General features: G+C 61.2%; 13 protein-coding genes and 1 riboswitch. Of the genes, 7 read left to right on the forward strand and 6 right to left on the reverse strand.

The window, feature by feature from the left end; translation table 11 throughout:
• The first annotated feature begins 11 nt into the window (after positions 1-11).
• The 3 genes from RB548_RS03000 to ubiA all read left to right on the forward strand — a co-directional run bounded on the left by RB548_RS03000 (position 12) and on the right by ubiA (position 2,966).
• Positions 12-866 (forward strand): AraC family transcriptional regulator, encoded by an 855-nt coding sequence (locus RB548_RS03000; RefSeq protein ID WP_331373573.1) that lies wholly within the window; start codon positions 12-14, stop codon positions 864-866.
• A 228-nt stretch (positions 867-1,094) separates the two neighbouring features.
• Entirely contained in the window at positions 1,095-1,898 is an 804-nt protein-coding gene (locus RB548_RS03005) for a MipA/OmpV family protein (RefSeq protein WP_331373574.1), read from the forward strand.
• A gap of 108 nt (positions 1,899-2,006) precedes the next feature.
• Positions 2,007-2,966, forward strand: a complete 960-nt coding sequence (gene ubiA, locus RB548_RS03010; protein ID WP_331373575.1) for a 4-hydroxybenzoate octaprenyltransferase — start codon at positions 2,007-2,009, stop codon at positions 2,964-2,966.
• 398 nt (positions 2,967-3,364) lie between these two features.
• Here ubiA and RB548_RS03015 read toward each other — a convergent pair whose 3' ends face one another.
• Positions 3,365-3,931, reverse strand: coding sequence for a DUF6101 family protein (locus RB548_RS03015; RefSeq protein WP_331373576.1), 567 nt, complete (start codon positions 3,929-3,931; stop codon positions 3,365-3,367).
• 313 nt (positions 3,932-4,244) lie between these two features.
• Here RB548_RS03015 and RB548_RS03020 point away from each other — a divergent pair, with 313 nt between their 5' ends.
• Entirely contained in the window at positions 4,245-6,422 is a 2,178-nt protein-coding gene (locus RB548_RS03020; protein WP_331373577.1) for a DUF1217 domain-containing protein, read from the forward strand.
• Positions 6,423-6,479: 57 nt separating this feature from the next.
• On the opposite strand, the gene RB548_RS03025 is transcribed toward RB548_RS03020, so the two are convergent.
• The 3 genes from RB548_RS03025 to RB548_RS03035 all read right to left on the reverse strand — a co-directional run bounded on the left by RB548_RS03025 (position 6,480) and on the right by RB548_RS03035 (position 9,631).
• Positions 6,480-7,916, reverse strand: a complete 1,437-nt coding sequence (locus RB548_RS03025; RefSeq protein WP_331373578.1) for an FAD-binding oxidoreductase — start codon at positions 7,914-7,916, stop codon at positions 6,480-6,482.
• Between the two features lie 29 nt (positions 7,917-7,945).
• On the reverse strand, positions 7,946-8,920 hold the full coding sequence (locus RB548_RS03030) for an L-threonylcarbamoyladenylate synthase (RefSeq protein WP_331373579.1): 975 nt from the start codon (positions 8,918-8,920) through the stop codon (positions 7,946-7,948).
• A 111-nt stretch (positions 8,921-9,031) separates the two neighbouring features.
• Positions 9,032-9,631 carry a DUF6656 family protein gene (locus RB548_RS03035; RefSeq protein ID WP_331373580.1) on the reverse strand — a complete coding sequence of 200 codons (600 nt, stop codon included), beginning with the start codon at positions 9,629-9,631 and terminating at the stop codon, positions 9,032-9,034.
• A gap of 312 nt (positions 9,632-9,943) precedes the next feature.
• Positions 9,944-10,144, forward strand: a riboswitch (cobalamin riboswitch).
• A 107-nt stretch (positions 10,145-10,251) separates the two neighbouring features.
• On the opposite strand from RB548_RS03035, the gene RB548_RS03040 reads away from it, so the two are divergent.
• Together RB548_RS03040 and RB548_RS03045 are read left to right on the forward strand one after the other, a co-directional pair.
• Complete coding sequence (locus RB548_RS03040) at positions 10,252-11,496, forward strand: aromatic ring-hydroxylating oxygenase subunit alpha (protein ID WP_331373581.1); 1,245 nt, start codon at positions 10,252-10,254, stop codon at positions 11,494-11,496.
• A gap of 2 nt (positions 11,497-11,498) precedes the next feature.
• Complete coding sequence (locus RB548_RS03045) at positions 11,499-12,593, forward strand: hybrid-cluster NAD(P)-dependent oxidoreductase (protein ID WP_331373582.1); 1,095 nt, start codon at positions 11,499-11,501, stop codon at positions 12,591-12,593.
• A gap of 33 nt (positions 12,594-12,626) precedes the next feature.
• On the opposite strand, the gene RB548_RS03050 is transcribed toward RB548_RS03045, so the two are convergent.
• Together RB548_RS03050 and RB548_RS03055 are read right to left on the reverse strand one after the other, a co-directional pair.
• Positions 12,627-13,691: a glycoside hydrolase family 25 protein gene (locus tag RB548_RS03050; RefSeq protein WP_331373583.1), complete on the reverse strand. Its 1,065-nt coding sequence runs from the start codon at positions 13,689-13,691 to the stop codon at positions 12,627-12,629.
• A 328-nt stretch (positions 13,692-14,019) separates the two neighbouring features.
• Positions 14,020-15,009, reverse strand: a complete 990-nt coding sequence (locus RB548_RS03055; protein WP_331373584.1) for a transporter — start codon at positions 15,007-15,009, stop codon at positions 14,020-14,022.
• A gap of 303 nt (positions 15,010-15,312) precedes the next feature.
• Here RB548_RS03055 and RB548_RS03060 point away from each other — a divergent pair, with 303 nt between their 5' ends.
• On the forward strand, positions 15,313-17,094 hold the full coding sequence (locus RB548_RS03060; protein WP_331373585.1) for an acyl-CoA dehydrogenase: 1,782 nt from the start codon (positions 15,313-15,315) through the stop codon (positions 17,092-17,094).
• Positions 17,095-17,100: the final 6 nt, after the last annotated feature.

Consider the following 17,100-nt stretch of genomic DNA (forward strand, 5'->3'; position numbering starts at 1 on the left):
GAGTGGGCCAAATGCCGAAATCGAGAGGAAATTACCTGTCGCAACTGGCGGATGCGGATCATTTCAGAAGCCTGGAGTGGATCGAGAGCGCGAACGCTTCCGTCCTGGCGATTGGCAAAGACTACGCCTCTGGCTTGAGGATCCCTCCACACAGCCATAGCCGCACACAGTTGTGGTGGGCGCGCTGCGGAGTCGTCCTGGTACACACGCCGGGCGGGCGCTGGATGATCCCTCCCGGGCACGCCTTGCTCATTCCCGCCGGCACGGAACACTCGGCGGAGATGGTGAGCGATGTCAGGATGCATTCGATCTACATTTTTGCGGCCGCCAGCCGCGCGGATCGTCCGCTCGTGGTCGAGATCACCGCGCTCGCCGGAAGCCTTATTGACTCTTTGATCGCCGCTCGGGACGAAGCGTCGTCGGAGCGACGGGAGCAATTGATCATGGATCTGTTGCTGGCGGAGATCCCGCGGCTTGCGGAGCGACCGCTGGGCTTGCCTTTCCCGCAGAACCAAAGGCTTGCCTCCCTGTGCCGACAGTTCCTGAAAGCACCTTCGGCGACCGCAACGATAGATCAATGGGCCGATCGCATGGGCATCAGCCGCCGTTCCTTTACGCGCCTTTTTCGGCACGAGACCGGCATCAGTTTCGTCACCTGGCGGCAGCAGGCTTGCATCTTCGGCTCGCTGCCGCGCCTTGCCGACGGTGAACCGATCACCACCGTGGCGCTCGATGCGGGCTACGAGAATGTCGCGGCTTTCACGACCATGTTCCGCCGCATGCTTGGTGCGCCGCCAAGCCTCTATCTGCGCGACTACAGCGCCGCGCGTCTTATCAGACGCGCAAAGGACGCTGTAGCACTTTGAATTGCTGCATGTTTTTATCCTTAAATCGGCTACGATTTAAGGAAACATGCAGTAGTCAGGCTGACCGGATAAAATGCCATGGGAAACGAAAGCTGAATTGACCTGGTTAACGGAATCGTAGGAACACGCCACGGATAAAGCGGCGGTTGTATCACATCTGAGCTCTCTCCCTCGCTCGTGCCCGGCGCGATCCACCCGCCTGGCGAATGATTCACCCGGAGTTGTTCATTGCGTATCCGTATTGCTCTTCTTTCTGGAAGTTTTTTCCTGCTGGCCGGCGCAGCTTCCGCCGAAGACGGCCGTTTTATGTGGTCGGGCGATTGGTATCTGAAAGTCGGCGCCACGGGTTTCATCGGCCCGAAATATGAAGGCGCATCGGATCGGATGTTCCAGGCGGCGCCGCTGGTCTCGCTTGGCAAAGCCGGCAGCAGCGTGCGTTTCTCCTCGCGCAATGACAATATGTCCTACGCGTTCCTCGATCAGGGCGGGTTCCGGACAGGCGTCGTGGGCAAGCTGCTCTTCGAGCGTGACGAGGATAGGTCGAGCGATCTGAAGGGCCTCGATCCCGTCAAGTTCGGCGGCGAAGTCGGCGGCTTCGCCGAGGTTTATCCGACCGATTGGATGCGTCTGCGCGCTGAGGTTCGCCAGGGTATCCGCAGCCATCACGGTGTCGTCGCGGACGTCGCGGCGGACGCCTTCGTCGATGTCAGCGAGACGGTACGGGTATCCGGCGGCCCGCGGCTGACGGCTGCGACGAGTGATTATTTCGACACCTATTACGGTGTGAACAATCGGGAATCGGCTGCGTCCGGCCTGAGCGCCTACGACCCGGGCGGCGGCATCCACTCCGCCGGCCTCGGCGCTGCGGTTACCTGGCAGGCGACCGAGAAGCTGGAGACCAGCGCCTATGCCGAATACCGGCGATTGATGGGTCCCGCCGCCGATTCGAGCCTGGTACGTGAGCGCGGCAGCCGCAATCAGCTTCTGGTCGGGGTTTCCGCGACCTACCGCTTCGACTTCACGCTTCCTTGACGGCCTGCAGGGCCGCGCGTCTCACCAGACGCACAAGAGACGCAGCGCCGACTGGGGAACAGAGCGCTGCCGCTTGACCGCCCGCCCTTGGGGAGCCAAACAGGAGCGATGAACACTTCTTCTCTAGATTCCGGCCGCGTTCACGACGCGCCGTCCAACAACTGGGTTTATCGCGTCCTGCCGCGCGCGTTCTGGCCCTATGCGCAGCTTGCCCGCTGGGACAGGCCGATCGGCTGGCAGCTTTTGTTGTGGCCTTGCCTCTGGTCGGCCGCGCTGGCTTCGGCGACGGCGGCCAGCCTCGGCAGCTTCTCGGCCGGCCGTTTCCTGTTCCACGTTGTTCTGTTCACGGTCGGTGCGATCGCCATGCGCGGCGCAGGCTGCACCTACAACGACATCGTCGACCACGATATTGATATGGAAGTGGCGCGCACGCGGTCGCGTCCCCTGCCTTCCGGGCGCGTCACGCGCTTTCAGGCCAAGGCGTTCATGGTGCTGCAGGCCCTTGTGGGTCTTCTCGTCCTGCTGCAGTTCAACGGCTTCACTGTTTTCCTCGGCATTGTGTCGCTGGCGCTGGTGGCGATCTATCCCTTTGCCAAGCGGTTCACGGACTGGCCGCAGTTCTTCCTCGGCCTTGCGTTTTCGTGGGGCGCCGTAATGGGCTGGTCGGCGGAGTTCGGCGAACTCTCCCTTGCCTCCATTTTGCTCTACGCAGCCGCGATCGCCTGGACCATCGGCTACGACACCATCTACGCCTATCAGGACAGGGAGGATGACGCACTGATCGGCGTCCGTTCGACCGCGCGCCGGTTCGGTGACAATCCCCGGCCGTGGCTGATCGGGCTCTACGGGCTAGCCGTCTTGCTGATGTTGCTGGCCTTTGCGGCGGCGGGAGTGGGCTTCTTCGCTTATGCGGCTCTTCTGGTGGCAGCGGTGATGCTTGGCTATCAGATCCTGGTGCTGAATATCCATGACCCGCTGCAATGCCTTGCATTGTTCAAGTTCAACAGCGTCGTCGGTTTCATTGTCTTTGCCGGCCTTGTCCTGACGCTTCTCATACGCCTCATATGAAAAATCCTCCGGCTGGGTCCGGAGGACGTGTGGGCTTTGGTTCGACCGACATTTCGGTCAAGTCAATCCATTGGTAGGGCCTCTTACGCCCAGCTTGGTCCGCTATCGGGCTTGCGCGGCTTGACGGCAGCACGTGCGCGGAAAGCGGCCCGGATGGCGATGAGGACGGCGAGCAGATGCTTGCGCATGCGATATCTCCCTTCATTCGTGCCTTTGGCTATGGAGCGCATATGGCATGAAGAAGGCGAACCCACTGTTTCTGCGGTAATATTTGCCCGCAAGATGTGGAAAACCTCCACGGCAAATTTAACCAGCATACGCGGGGGCGGCATCGCAAAAGACGACGACCGGCCGCAGGGTTCGGCCGGTCGTCGCACTGGAGTCGATGGGAGAGGAAATCAGGTCCGGGCGATAATCTCGCGCCCGTCGATTTTCATGTGAACGCCGAGCGTCCCGGTCGAGCGGCGCACGAGGAAGCGCGGGCGGCGCTCGGCGAAAAAGGCGTGGCGGCGACGCGGTTTCGCCGGAGCGGTGCGGACATCGCCGAGGTGCTCTTCCAGCGGGCGAGCGACACCGTCAGCTTCGACCATCAGCATCGGGATACGATAGGCTTCCGCCCAGGCCCGCCAGTCGGCTGCGATGTCGGAAAGGTCGTGGGCGACGAGCAGCGGGATGCAAAGATCCGGATCGTCGTGATGGAGTTCGAGCGTCACTGTAACCTCCCCGTCGCCATGGTCGATGGCCCGCGCTGCTACACCCTTGAACGCTCGCGCAGGCAGGGCGATCGAAAGCGGCAAGCCGCTCGATGGTAGCACCTTGCGCAAAACAGCGCCACGTTCGTCGAGGCTGATGGTGACATTGCCGGCATGGCCGCGCAAGGCGTAGGTTGCATGCTGCGGAAAACGCTTCGGATCGAGCCTCAGTTTGTTTTCAACCCAAGCCGGTTGAGAAAGTGTGTTGCGCATTTCAATCGCCCTTGTTTTTCCTTGAGAGCCGGTTCCCGGTCTTCTCGTCGGGACTTTTCGTCCTCTATGGGCAGGAGGATAGGCAGCCGCTCTTCCGGACGGCTTAAAAATTGCGGTTAAAAAAACTTTGCGTCGCCCGATGGTTAGCAAAAGCCGACCCGTCAAGGTTTCTTCTTCGTCAACGAAATTGCCGGGTTTTTTTGAACCGCGAACGAACGCCGGAAAAGCCACACACAAGTCTCCCGTGAGATGATGCGGCGTCAGAATTCTGTTTTGGCGGGCGCATCCTGCAGGCAATCGACAAGGCGACGGCATGGTTTCGACCTATATCGACTACAATCTCATCACCCGCGACATGAGGGCCAGTCTCAATCGCGTGTCGATCCAGCCGCTGGTTGCGCGCGAGGCCGAATACTACAAAGCGAATATCGGCAAGGTGACTTCGGTCGAAGAGTTTCTCGACGATTACCGGCTCTATTCCTACGCCATGAAGGCCCACGGCCTTGAGGACATGACCTATGCGGTCGCTTTCATGCGAAAGGTCCTCGAGAGCGATCTCAAGGACGACAACAGCTTTGCCAATCGCCTGACGGACGAGCGATATCGCAACTTCGCCGAGGCTTTCAGTTTCGGTTCGTCGACCGCTGTTGCCCAGACCGATGCCCAGACCGATGCGCTGATCGGGCTCTACAGCGAGACGATCGCCAACGAGTCGAATGTGCTCAATGCCGAGACGAGCTACTACAATGCGGTGATCGATACCGTGACGAATGTCGACCAGTTCCTGGGCAACGAACGCCTCAGAACCTATGCGATGAAGGCGTTCGGATTCGATCCCAAATACACGTCCTATTCCCATTTGAGACAGGTTCTGACCAGCGACGTCAACGATCCGAACAGCTACGTCAACAAACTCGGCAGCAGCACGGCGCTGAACTTCGCGATGGCGTTCAATTTCCAGACGGACGGGAGCCTGCCCGCCAACACGCTGCCGCAGAGCGCAACACAAAAGAGTGCCATCAACGAGAGCTACATCCTGAACGCCAGCGACCGCGTTACCTCGGCCGAGGCTCTGCTCAACAAGAGTTATTATGAGGCGAAGATCGGCAGCATCACGACGGTCGCCGCATTGAAGGCCGATACCCGCCTGTTCAACTACGTGGTGACCGCCTTCGGATTGCCGCCAAGCACGTTGACGACAACCGTCGAGAACATCCTGACCAGTGACCTCGACGATCCCAACAGCTACGCCAACACGATGGGCGGCGAGTACAATAAGGCCTACAAGGCCATGGCAGCCGCCTTCAATTTCCAGACCGACGGCACGCTTGCCAGCGGCGACGACGCGCAGACGGCGGCGCAGATCGCCACCACGTCGGACGGCTACCTGATCCATTACAACGACAAGGACGATGCTGCGGACGAGGCTTTGATCTCTCGGTTCAAGATGCTGGTCAACACGCTGACAAGTGTCGACAATCTGCTCAACGACTCCAGTATGATGACGCTCACGCTGCGCGCCTTCGGCCTTGAGGAAGAAGGGGACAGCCTGCGCAAGCTGAGGAAGGTTCTGACGAGCGATCTGAGCGATCCCGACAGCTATGCCAATTCCCTCGAGGACGAGCGCTACGTAAAGCTTGCCAAGGCGTTCAACTTCGAGCCCGACGGCTCGCTCGGCGCGCCGAAGCTTGCACAGTCCGAGGCCGAAATCCTCAATACATCCAAGGTCTACGTCATCGAAAAGAGCCGTTTTGGCACTGACGAAGACAAGACCAAGGCACAGGAAGAGGCGAAATATTACAGTGCCGAGATCCAGAAGATCGAAACGCTCGATGACTTTCTCGGTAACCGGCGCCTTGTCGATTTCGTCCTTGTCGCAGCCGGCATCGATCCCGAGACCGTCGAGACCGGCTACCTGAGGGAGATGTTTCTCTCCGATCTCGATGATCCGGAAAGCTTTATCAACACGGAGAGCGATACCCGCTATCGCGAGATCGTGGCTTCTTTCAACTTTGACATCGAAGGAAAGCTTGCTCGCGGGGCCGCGGGCGAGATCCAGACCCGGCGCGGCATCATTGCCACGATGGACCTTTACCTCAACCAGACGCTGGAAGAAAACGCCGGCGAGGACAATGCCGGTGTCCGCCTGGCACTCTATTTCAAGCGCATCGCTTCGGACGTCAACACGGTTTACGACCTTCTTGCCGACAGCGCCTTGATGCAGGTCGTCAGAACCGCCTTCAGCATCCCGCAGGAGATGGCAAGCAGCGACATCGATATTCAAGCCGAATACATCAAGCGCGTGATGAATATCGAGGATCTCCACGACCCCGAGAAGCTCGAGAAACTTCTGCAGCGTTTCACCGCGCTTTATGACGTCGAGAACAACACCGATGTCTCTCCCGCCGCCACCATCCTGTCAGGCAGCAGTGGTTTCGGCATCAGCGCCGATACGCTGATGCAGCTGACTCAACTCAGGATGGGCGGTTAGAACTGATGAGGTGTGGACGGTTTGCGCCCGCGCCCCGCTCGATCGCTCTGGAATTGATCACGTAGAGCTTGAGCGCAGCACCTTGTCGGGATTCATGATGCCTGCGGGGTCGAAGGCATGCTTGATCCGCTGCATCAGATCGATCTCGATCGCGGGGCGGATCTCCGCAAGCTCATCGCGCTTCAATTGACCGATGCCGTGTTCGGCCGAGATGGATCCTCCATGCTTCAGCACGATGCCGTGGACGATGGCGTTTATCTCGCGCCAACGGTCGATAAAGGCCTGTTTGTCGGCGCCGACTGGCTGTGAAATGTTGTAATGGATGTTGCCGTCGCCCATGTGGCCGAAGGCGCATATGCGAGCCCCGGGTATCGCTTTCATGACGGCGGCATCGGCCTCAGCCATGAAGGCAGGGATGCTCGATACGGGTACTGACACATCGTGCTTGATCGAGCCACCTTCCGGTTTCTGTGCCGGCGACATGCTTTCGCGCATGTGCCACAGCGCCTTGCGCTGCGTCTCGTTCGTCGCGATGACCGCGTTTTCGACGAGACCATCGCCGACGCCCGTTTCGAGCACACCCTCTATCATGCGTTCTGCGCCCTCCTCGGAATCCGGGGTCGAAATGTCGATCAGCGCGTACCAGGGATGGATGGATGGCATCGGGTCGCGGACGCCTGGAATATGCCGGGAGGTGAACTCTATGCCGATCCTCGGCATCAGCTCGAAGCCCGTCAGCGCCGGTCCGCAGAGGCTCGAAGCCCGATCGAAAAGAGCAAGCGCATCCTCGACGCTCTTAAGGCCCGCGAATGCGACCTGATGGCCAAGCGGCTTCGGGAACAGCTTCAGGACCGCGCCGGTGATGACGCCGAGCGTTCCTTCTGCACCGATGAAGAGGTCGCGAAGATCGTAGCCCGTGTTGTCCTTCTTCAATCGCCGCAAACCGTTCCAGATTTCGCCGGTCGGCAGCACGACCTCCAGCCCCAGGCAGAGCTGGCGCATGTTGCCGTAGGCGAGCACGGCTGTGCCGCCGGCATTGGTCGAGAGATTGCCGCCGATCCGGGCGGAACCTTCGGAGCCGAGCGACAGCGGGAAGAGGCGTCCGTTGTCGTCCGCAGCCTTCTGGATATCTGCAAGGATGCAGCCGGCATCGGCCACGATGACATTGCCGACGGGATCGACGTCGCGGATGCGGTTCAACCGCTCGAGCGAAAGAACCATGTCGGCTTTTCCCTCGCGCGGAATCTGGCCGGCCACATGCCCGGTATTGCCGCCCTGCGGGACGATCGCGGTGCGGGTCTGGCTTGCCAGGCGCATGATGCGAGAGACTTCCTCAACGGAGCCTGGCCTGAGGACGAGCGGGGTGGTGCCGTGATAGAGCCCGCGTGACTCGACGAGATAAGGCGCGGTATCCGCCGGGCTGCTGAGCGCATTGCCGCTGCCGACGATATCGATGAAAGAGGCGATCAGTTCGGGAGAAACTATGGTCGTCATGATCGTTCCCTCGGTTTCCGGCGAATTGTTCATCCACGGGGAGCTGCTGCCCGCTGGAGCCGGTCGATAATCGCCTCCCCGAGGCCTTCTTCCGGAACGCGGCCGAAGGCTATCGTCCGAGCGCCGCTCGCATCCGCTTGCTTCATGTAGTCGAAAAGGTTGGCGGCCGCCTCGCGGAGGTTGCCCTCGGGGCTCAAGTCCAGCACGATCGTCGCTTCGCCCTCGCCGGGAAGCGGCCTGCCGCCGAAGCGGATCAACGCCTCTCCCGCTCGCACATCTCCGGCATTCAACCTTACGGCTGCGCCCGGAGCGTAGTGCGACGCAAGCATGCCGGGCGCCTCGATCGTCGCGCCGGCGCTTTCGGGCCGCATGACCACGCACCCGGTGAGGCTCTCGATCGCTCCGACGTCCAGCCCGCCGGGTCTGAGGAGCCGCAGCGTCCCGTCTTCGACCTTGATGATCGTCGACTCGAGGCCGATTTCGGCCGGGCCGGCGTCGAGGATGAGATTCAGCTTGGAGCCGAGGTCGGCTTGCACATGGGCGGCGCTGGTCGGACTGATCTTGCCGGACGTGTTGGCGCTCGGGGCCGCAAGCGGCCGTCCGAAGCGAGCGATCACCTGCCGTGAAAAGCCATCAGGCATGCGGATGCCGAGCGTATCGAGCCCGGCGGAGGCGAGCGTATGCACGGTGCTCTCCGGGCGCTGCGGCAGGATAAGGGTTAGAGGGCCTGGCCAGAAAGCCTCCGCAAGGCGGCGCGATAGTGGATCGAACGTCACGTGCGCCTCCGCCATCGCCATATCCGAGACATGGCAGATCAGCGGGTTGAAGCGGGGTCGGCCTTTCATCTCGTAAATGCGGCTGATCGCGTCGGGATTTGTCGCGTCCGCCGCAAGGCCGTAGACCGTCTCCGTCGGGATCGCGACCGGCTCGCCCTCGGAAAGAACGGCGCAGGCTTTCTCGATCGCCCGGTCCGGCTCTGTGCGTGTATCGATGATTTCGGCCATGGCGGTTCCGTTTGCCTTTCCGTCGCTTCCTTAACGGACGCACCGGAAAAACAGAACGATTTTCTTCGTCAAAGCATGTCGCCCATAAAGACGATGCGGACGGCTATCGGGTCAAAGGCTGCGAATGATCTTGCGCAGTGCGTCGTCGCGCGCGCCGAGCATCAGGACGTTCTTCAGTGCTACCTTCGGGTCCTGCGTCCGGAAGATCAGGCCGTTGCCCCGCACATTGCGGTTGATGACCATCTGCCCTTCGTGTTCGCTGGGCTCGATGGCCACGGCGAAGTACATGCGCGAATAGCCCTTCTGTATTCGATCGAAGAAATGCGTCTCGTCACCGAGATCGGAGAAGAAGTTCGCGAAATAGAAGGCCCAGGTGATGTCATGCGAACGCTCAAGGTGCGTTTTTGCGGCAGTCACATGGCAGTAGCCAAGATGCGGACTGTTCGGGAGGGTGCGGTGAAAGATCATCCTCGGGAAGTGGATCGAAGAATGAAACGCGTTGATCCGCTTATGGGTCGTTTCGCCGGCCGCCGAAAGTTTCCGCCCCGTTTGCTCCGCGACCTCCTCATGCGTGAGGTAGCGCCGCTGCTCGGCTGTCCAGTGCCGCCGGCGGTCGATCCGTCCGGTCCGGAGGAATTCCGCGTGGGGCGTGGCCTTTGACGCGGGGACCGCGGCTCTCGTGGCGGTGTCATAGTATCTGAGTCTTGCCATCGGCGACGGCGCCATCCTTGTCCGCGAAATGAATTGATCTGTCCTCGGAATGCTAGCCCTTCGGGGTTAACAGATGATTTTTTATTACATTTATCGATGGCAGAATTCCTGAGGCGTGTCGCAAAATGACCAATCGGTTTCGTGCCGGGAATGACGCTGCCGAAAAAATCGCCAGTTGCTCAGATTTTCTCCTATCACATTGTTTATAATAAATAATATCAATCGTCGCGTCTGGCTTTGACAAGCGAATATCGTGTCGTCTTTCTAGGAGCGGATGTCGCCAATCAGCAAATGCAAAGGCGCCGTGCGCGCTTAGATATGGACACTCAAGGTGCCGCTCGAGGGAGGGCGGAGAATTGGGAAGCCGGTCAGATTCCGGCGCTGCCCCCGCAACGGTGGTGGAGCGAAAGCCACGGCAAAAGGCCACTGGACGGTGTGTCCGGGAAGGCGCCGGGCGGGTCCCTCTCGGGGCCGCTCCAGAGCCCGGAAACCAGCCTTGGGACGAAAATCGACCGTAACTGGTTGCGGCGGGCAGCCGGATCGGAGCCTTTGACGCGCCGGCATCATTGTCGGCGTTGGTTCCTGTCCTGCCTCTCCGAACTGCTGAACGAGGACAGGACATGGACATTCAGAACGACATGCTGCGCCGGCTCACGAACCGCCGCGAGGGCTATAGCCTCGACCGCGCCTTCTACATCAACCCGGATTATTACCGGCAAGACCTCGAGCACATCTGGTACAAGGACTGGCTCTTTATCGGTCACGACTGCGAAATTCCACGGGCAGGCAACTATTTCACTGTTCAGGTCGGCGACTATCCGATCGTCGTCGTCCGCGACCGGCAGGGAGCGATCCGCGCGCTTCACAATTCCTGCCGCCATCGCGGCTCGCGCGTCTGCACGCAGCACAAGGGCTCCTCGGCCAAGCTTGTCTGTCCCTACCACCAGTGGACCTACGAACTGGACGGCAAGCTGCTGTTCGCGCGTCAGATGCCGGAAGGCTTCGATCCGGCTGAGCACAGCCTGAAGCCGGTGCATTGCGAAACGGTCGGCGGCTATATCTTCATCAGCCTCGCCGAGAAGCCGATGGACTTCCAGGCGTTCCGTGAGACGGTCGCGGCCTATCTTGCGCCGCATCGTCTTGGCGAAACTAAGGTCGCCTTTGAGAGCACGATCGTCGAGAAGGGCAACTGGAAGCTCGTCTGGGAAAACAACCGCGAGTGCTACCATTGCGCCGCCAACCACCCGGAGCTTTGCCGCACCTATCCGGAGGCCCCGACGGTAACCGGCGTGCAGGGCTCGATGGACGATCCGGAGATTTCCGAGCATTGGGCGAGATGCGAGGCGGCCGGGTTGCCGAGCGCCTTCAAGATCGCTCCGACCGGCCAGTTCCGCATGACGAGAATGCCGCTCATCAACGACGCGGAGAGCTACACCATGTCCGGCGTCAAGGCCGTCCGCAAGCAGCTTTCGGCCGGGGTGAACGAGAGCCGCATCGGCACACTGCTGCTCTTCCACTATCCGACGACCTGGAACCATATACTCGGCGATCACGCCATTACCTTCCGTGTGCTGCCGCTCGGGCCGGAGCTGACGCAGGTCACGACCAAATGGCTGGTCAACAAGGATGCGGTCGAAGGCGTCGACTACACGCTCGAGGATCTTACCCACGTCTGGACGGAGACCAACGACCAGGATCGCCAGATCGTCGAAGAAAACGCCTTCGGCATCCGCTCGCCAGCCTATGAGCCGGGTCCCTATTCGGCCGAGCACGAAGGTGGCGTGATGCAGTTCGTCGAGTGGTACTGCAATTTCATGCAGAACCGCCTCCAAGGCGACGCCGCTCCTCTCTCGCGGGTGGCCTGACCATGGAAATGGGTTCCTCTTTTCGCCATTTCGACGAGTTGCATCCGTGGATCGACCGGCAGCATCTGCTCGAATGCATATCGGCCGTGGTCGAGACTGCGGACGTGATGACCTTCACCTTCCGTTCGGACAAGCCGGCTTGGTTCCGTTATCTGCCGGGGCAGTTCGTGACGCTCGAGCTGCCCGTCGGCGAGGAACCGGTGATGCGCACCTACACGCTGTCATCTTCGCCATCACGCCCGCTCTCGGTCGCCGTCACAGTCAAGGCGCAACCGGACAGCATTGGCACGCGCTGGATGTTCGACAAACTGAAGCCGGGCATGAAGCTGAAGGCGCTCGGGCCGCTCGGGGATTTCAGCTTCGTTCGCCATCCCGGTGAGAAATACCTGTTTATCTCGGCCGGCTCCGGTGTCACGCCGATGATGTCGATGACGCGGTGGATAGCGGACTGCGCACCCGACACGGACGTCACCTTCATTTCCTGCGCGCGCAGGCCGGAGGACCTCCTGTTCCGCTCCGAACTGGAGGTTCTCGCCCGCCAGATGCGGCGGCTCAATCTCGGCTTTCTGGTCGAAGGTCACGAGGCGCGCCACGGCTGGCATGGGCTGCGCGGTCGCATTGACGCGACGAAATTGCCGCTGCTCGCGCCGGACTTCCTGGAGCGGACGGTCTTTTGCTGCGGGCCTGAACCCTTCATGCGCGGCATCAGGGAGATGCTGAAAGGCGCCGGCTTCGATATGGCGCGCTATCACGAGGAGAGCTTCCAGCCGGCAGCCGCGCCGGCGGCCGAGGAGCTCGCGGTGCGCGCCGGCCCGGGGCCGGGCGCTGCGGCCGAGGCGGCGCGTGTCACCTTCACCATGAGCGGCAAGGACGTGACAGTGGTGCCGGGCCAGACGATCCTGCAGGCCGCCCGCGCCAACGGTGTCAGGATCGGTGCCGCCTGCGAGGGCGGCATCTGCGGCACCTGCCGGGTGATGAAGGTCGCCGGCGAAGTCGAGATGAACCACAATGGCGGCATTCTCGATGACGAGATCGAGGAAGGCTACATCCTTGCCTGCTGCTCGCGGCCGCTCGGCGACGTGCAGATCGAGGCGTGACGGGCGGGCCTACGCAATCCCGGCGGCTGTTGCTCAGCGTCGCTCGGCTTGGTGGGGCAGCTGTACTTCCGCCGCTCTGACGCCGATCGAGCCGGTAACGGTCATGTCGACCCCACTGCCAGACTTGCTCGCGGCCGTCGCGCGGCTGACGAGCAATTGAGGCCGCTCGAGGGAGGCAACCGCCTTGGCGCTTGCTGCCGGCGCCGGGCCACGCCTCGCCGCGGCGACAACGGTCAGCACGGGCGGTTTCTCGGGCAGCAAGGCCCCTTGCGCCCAGCCGGCTTTCAGCGCGGACGCCGACATCGCCGCGACGTTCACGTCGATATCGTCAAGCGTGCCGGGTACCCGGTAGGGGCAGCGCCGCTTGCCGCAATTGTGTGACGAGGAGAATTGCCAGAGGGCGTAGCTGTCCCAGTTGCCCATCGGAAACACCTTGCGGATGTCCGGCTTGTAGCGGGCGTACCAGAGCGGAAGACGCGACAGCAGGCGGTGTTTGTAGCGGTTTGCGGCAATGTATTTTGCGGTGATGTGGTTGGTGTAAAGGATCGGGTAGCGGCCGGTACGAGTCTTGATATGCCCGGCAAAGATGGCGGCGTCTTCCAGCGACATGTATTTTTCCGGATCGATGCCCTCGATGTCGAGGACCATCACCTCGTCGTCGCGGGGATCGGCATAGTCGAGGAAATGGTTGGCCTGATCGACAGGATTGCCGGGCCGGGCCAGGTGATAGGCGCCCCAGAGCAGGCCATGCGAGCGGGCGATCATTCGGCGCGTCTGGTAGAGTTCGCGGCTGACGGCGTATTTGCGCCACATCGTCTTGCAATGGGCGACCGTGTCGCCGCCATGGTCCCCGGTGCAGGAGAAGCTTTCGGGCAGGCCGTCGGAGGCCTTTGCGATGAAGCCCGCTATGCGCTTGTCCTTCAGCATCACTTCCCAGTCGATGCTGTTCATCTCATAGGCATCGACGATGATGGCGTTCTGCCGCTGTTTCCAGGGTTCGAGATCACGCGCGTGAAGATTCGCCGCCGCGAAGGTCAGACCCAGGAGGGCCACCAGGCGCAAGATCGTCCCCGAGATCGAGAGTCCCCGCTTTTCCATTCACTGAGATTGCCGACATTAGCGTTAAAAGGTCGTAAATCTCAGCCCCGTCCCGATCCTGCGCGAGACGATCGCTCCTGTACACAGACCTCCAGCAGAAGCGTCATGGGCAATTTCGGCTCTGGATTGTGGTATTACCGGCGGTTCGATCGGGAAAATCCTCAAGTGACAATATCTACCAGCCCTACGGTGGCCCACGCCGGCAACGCTATTCGCCCTTTAGCTGAGGCGACCTGACTCTACAACTATAACCAATGGTCGCAGAATTGCCGCCTTTCCGCATCTGTGGACGTGGCCGTGTCCACTAGTTTGATTGATCCGCGCTGAACTACAGAATGCCGATCCGGCGGAGAATGAGCCAGGCAAGGCCCATGGAGAAGGCAATGATCAAAGCCGCATAGAGCGTGCCGCTTCCATCGGCGAAGGGCAGGGCTCCCGTGTTCATGCCGAAGAAACCCGTCACCAGCGTCGGCGGCAAAAGAAAAGCTGTCATCAATGACAGGATATAGAGATGCCGGTTTGTCTCCGAGGAAATCTTGCTGTCGATTTCCTCATGCAGAAGCCTCGCACGTTCCTGGAGTGCGAAGACATCCCGGTCTACCGCCTCCAGTCGATCGGAGAGCCGCTCTGCCGCGTCGATGAAACCCGGCGGCACCTCGTCCTCCTCCGATGCCCCGGCCCGCCGTAACAGGGCGAGAATGGTTCTGAGGTGGCGATGCAACCGCACTACGGTCCTGCGCAGCGGTGCCAGGCCTGGCTGCTGCCTATGGCCAGCCTCTCCGTAGACATGATCCTCGATGACGTTCAGTTCTTCGGTCAGTTCCAGGACGAGTGAGATCAACGTACGCTGGAACTCGACCACGAGCATTTCGAAGAGGTCGATTGGCCGGCTGCATTTGGCGCTTTTTTCGACGGCCGCCTTCACGCGGTCGAGGCTGCGCAGTGGATGCAGCCGCGTCGTGATGATGATCTTGTCGCTGACTGCAAAATGCAGCCAGCCGATCGTCTTCGTGACCGCGTCGAACGTGCGCTCGAAATCCACCAGCGTTCCGTGGACGACGTCCTCGGAAACGGTGATCGCCGCCTGTGTATCATGGCTAGTCAGCGTACCGATCGCCGCTTGCGGAAGCTTGCTGATGCGTTCGATCAGCGCGGGTGTGCGCGCATCGCTGAGCGCCAGATGCAGCCAGACCCAGCCGTCGCCCGCAGAAAGGTTGTCGATCGAAGAGTCGGCCGCGATGCGCTGGCATCGGCTCTCCCCCGGTATAAAGCGGTAGGCCCAGACAAGGCCCGGTATCTCGGGAGAAATCAGGTTCATCGCAGCGCCTTGGCTAGAGGGGGATGAGGAAAAGTGTGCGCGGTTTTCCGCCCGCATCCCGCTCTAACTTACTAGAATCGATCACGTTAATGAATTTGGGTCGATTCGGCCCAAAATCACGTGATCCATGGCAATCCGGACTCGGCTTCTAATCCCCCGCTATGACAGTTTTGCTACAGTCCCTCGCAGTTCTATGCCGCCGCGAATGACGTTGACGTTTACGTAAAAATCAATAGTCTTCGGTTCGAAAAGAAGGACGCGCGGCGTGGTCGACAATGCTGCAGCTGCACGGGGAGGATGATCATGTACAAAGCTCCGGTCGACGAGATCGCATTCACACTGAAGCACATGGCCGGCATGGCCGAGGCCTTGAACGCCGGTGTTTTCGGTGAACTCGGTGAGGATGTGATCGATGCAATCCTCGCGGAAGCGGGGCGCTTTGCGACGGAAGAGGTGGCTCCCCTCGGCGAGGTCGGTGACCGGCAGGGCGCGCGGCTCGTCGACGGTGCGGTCAAGACGCCGGAAGGGTGGCGCGATCTCTATCACAACTGGATCGGCGGCGGCTGGAACGGCCTGACGGCGCCCGAGGCCTTCGGCGGGCAAAATCTGCCGCACATGCTGCACGTCGCCGCAATGGAAATGTGGAACGCCGGTTCGATGGCTTTCGCGCTCGGGCCTACGCTGACGATGGGCGCCATTGAGGCCCTGGAGAAGCATGGCTCCGAGGCGCTAAAGACAACGTATCTCGCCAAAATGGTCTCGGGAGAGTGGACCGCCACGATGAACCTGACGGAGCCGCATGCCGGTTCCGACCTTGGCGTGCTCAAGACCCGGGCCGAGCGTCGTGACGACGGCAGCTATCGCATCTTCGGTCAGAAGATCTTCATCACCTGGGGCGAGCACGACTTTACCGACAACATCATCCATCTCGTGCTCGCGCGGCTGCCGGACGCCCCCCAGGGCACGAAAGGCATTTCACTGTTTCTCGTGCCGAAGTTCCTTGTCAACGCCGACGGCTCGCTCGGGGCGCGCAACGATGTTTTCTGCCACTCGCTCGAGCACAAGCTTGGCATTCACGGCTCGCCCACCTGCACAATGATCTATGGTGACGGCAAGTTCGGCGATGAAAAGGGTGCGATCGGCTATCTGGTTGGCGAGGAGAACCGCGGTCTCGCCTGCATGTTCACGATGATGAACAATGCCCGGCTCGCCGTCGGCATGCAGGGTGTTGCGATTGCCGACGCCGCCACCCAGAAGGCGATCGCCTATGCGAAGGAGCGCACGCAGGGCAGGGCGCCGGGATGGAGCGGCGAGGGAATGAGCCCGATCATCGAGCATCCGGATGTCGCCAGGATGCTTTTGACGATGAAAGCGCTGACGCAAGGATCGCGGGCGATCGCCTATGCCTGCGCCCACGCGGTCGACATGGCGCACGCCAGCAAGGGCGACCAAGCCCGGCATTGGCAGGAGCGTTCGAGCCTGCTGACGCCGATTGCAAAATCATTTGCCACCGATGCCGGCGTCGATGTCGCCTCCCTGGGCGTACAGGTGCATGGCGGCATGGGCTTCATCGAGGAGACGGGGGCCGCCCGCTACCTGCGCGATGCGCGTATCGCGCCGATCTACGAAGGCACGAACGGCATTCAGGCGATCGATCTCGTAACTCGCAAACTGCCGCTGTCCGATGGCGCCCATGTGCGCGGCTTCATTGGCGAACTGAGTGAGATCGCCGCCGCTGTCAGGGCCGCGAACAGGACGGGCTTCGGCGAGACGGCAGCGCGTCTCGACGCTGCGATCGCCGATCTCTCCGACGCGACCGAATGGCTGCTGGCTGCTCTGGGCGGCGGAAAGGTTACCGATGCGCTATCGGGTGCAACCGCTTATCAGCGCCTCTTCGGGCTGGTGCTGACAGGCGTTTACCTGGCCAAGGGCGGTGTGGCGGAGGCCGGCGACGGTAAGGAAGATGCTCGCATCGCTCTTTGCCGGTTCACGGCGGAGAACCTGCTCGCGGAAACTGGCGCACTCAAGGATCGCGTCGTCAGTGGCGCCGAAAGCCTTGCGGCTGCGCGCGCAGTTCTGGTTTGAGGGGGA

This window comes from Sinorhizobium chiapasense, assembly GCF_036488675.1.
Lineage (GTDB): Bacteria > Pseudomonadota > Alphaproteobacteria > Rhizobiales > Rhizobiaceae > Sinorhizobium > Sinorhizobium chiapasense.

Excerpts from the sequence above, each read along its gene's own strand:
- RB548_RS03000 (WP_331373573.1), top strand. The coding sequence starts at position 12 with ATGCCGAAATCGAGAGGAAATTACCTGTCGCAACTGGCGGATGCGGAT.
- ubiA (WP_331373575.1), top strand. The coding sequence starts at position 2,007 with ATGAACACTTCTTCTCTAGATTCCGGCCGCGTTCACGACGCGCCGTCC.
- RB548_RS03015 (WP_331373576.1), bottom strand. The coding sequence starts at position 3,931 with ATGCGCAACACACTTTCTCAACCGGCTTGGGTTGAAAACAAACTGAGG.
- RB548_RS03020 (WP_331373577.1), top strand. The coding sequence starts at position 4,245 with ATGGTTTCGACCTATATCGACTACAATCTCATCACCCGCGACATGAGG.
- RB548_RS03025 (WP_331373578.1), bottom strand. The coding sequence starts at position 7,916 with ATGACGACCATAGTTTCTCCCGAACTGATCGCCTCTTTCATCGATATC.
- RB548_RS03030 (WP_331373579.1), bottom strand. The coding sequence starts at position 8,920 with ATGGCCGAAATCATCGATACACGCACAGAGCCGGACCGGGCGATCGAG.
- RB548_RS03035 (WP_331373580.1), bottom strand. The coding sequence starts at position 9,631 with ATGGCAAGACTCAGATACTATGACACCGCCACGAGAGCCGCGGTCCCC.
- RB548_RS03040 (WP_331373581.1), top strand. The coding sequence starts at position 10,252 with ATGGACATTCAGAACGACATGCTGCGCCGGCTCACGAACCGCCGCGAG.
- RB548_RS03045 (WP_331373582.1), top strand. The coding sequence starts at position 11,499 with ATGGAAATGGGTTCCTCTTTTCGCCATTTCGACGAGTTGCATCCGTGG.
- RB548_RS03050 (WP_331373583.1), bottom strand. The coding sequence starts at position 13,691 with ATGGAAAAGCGGGGACTCTCGATCTCGGGGACGATCTTGCGCCTGGTG.
- RB548_RS03055 (WP_331373584.1), bottom strand. The coding sequence starts at position 15,009 with ATGAACCTGATTTCTCCCGAGATACCGGGCCTTGTCTGGGCCTACCGC.
- RB548_RS03060 (WP_331373585.1), top strand. The coding sequence starts at position 15,313 with ATGTACAAAGCTCCGGTCGACGAGATCGCATTCACACTGAAGCACATG.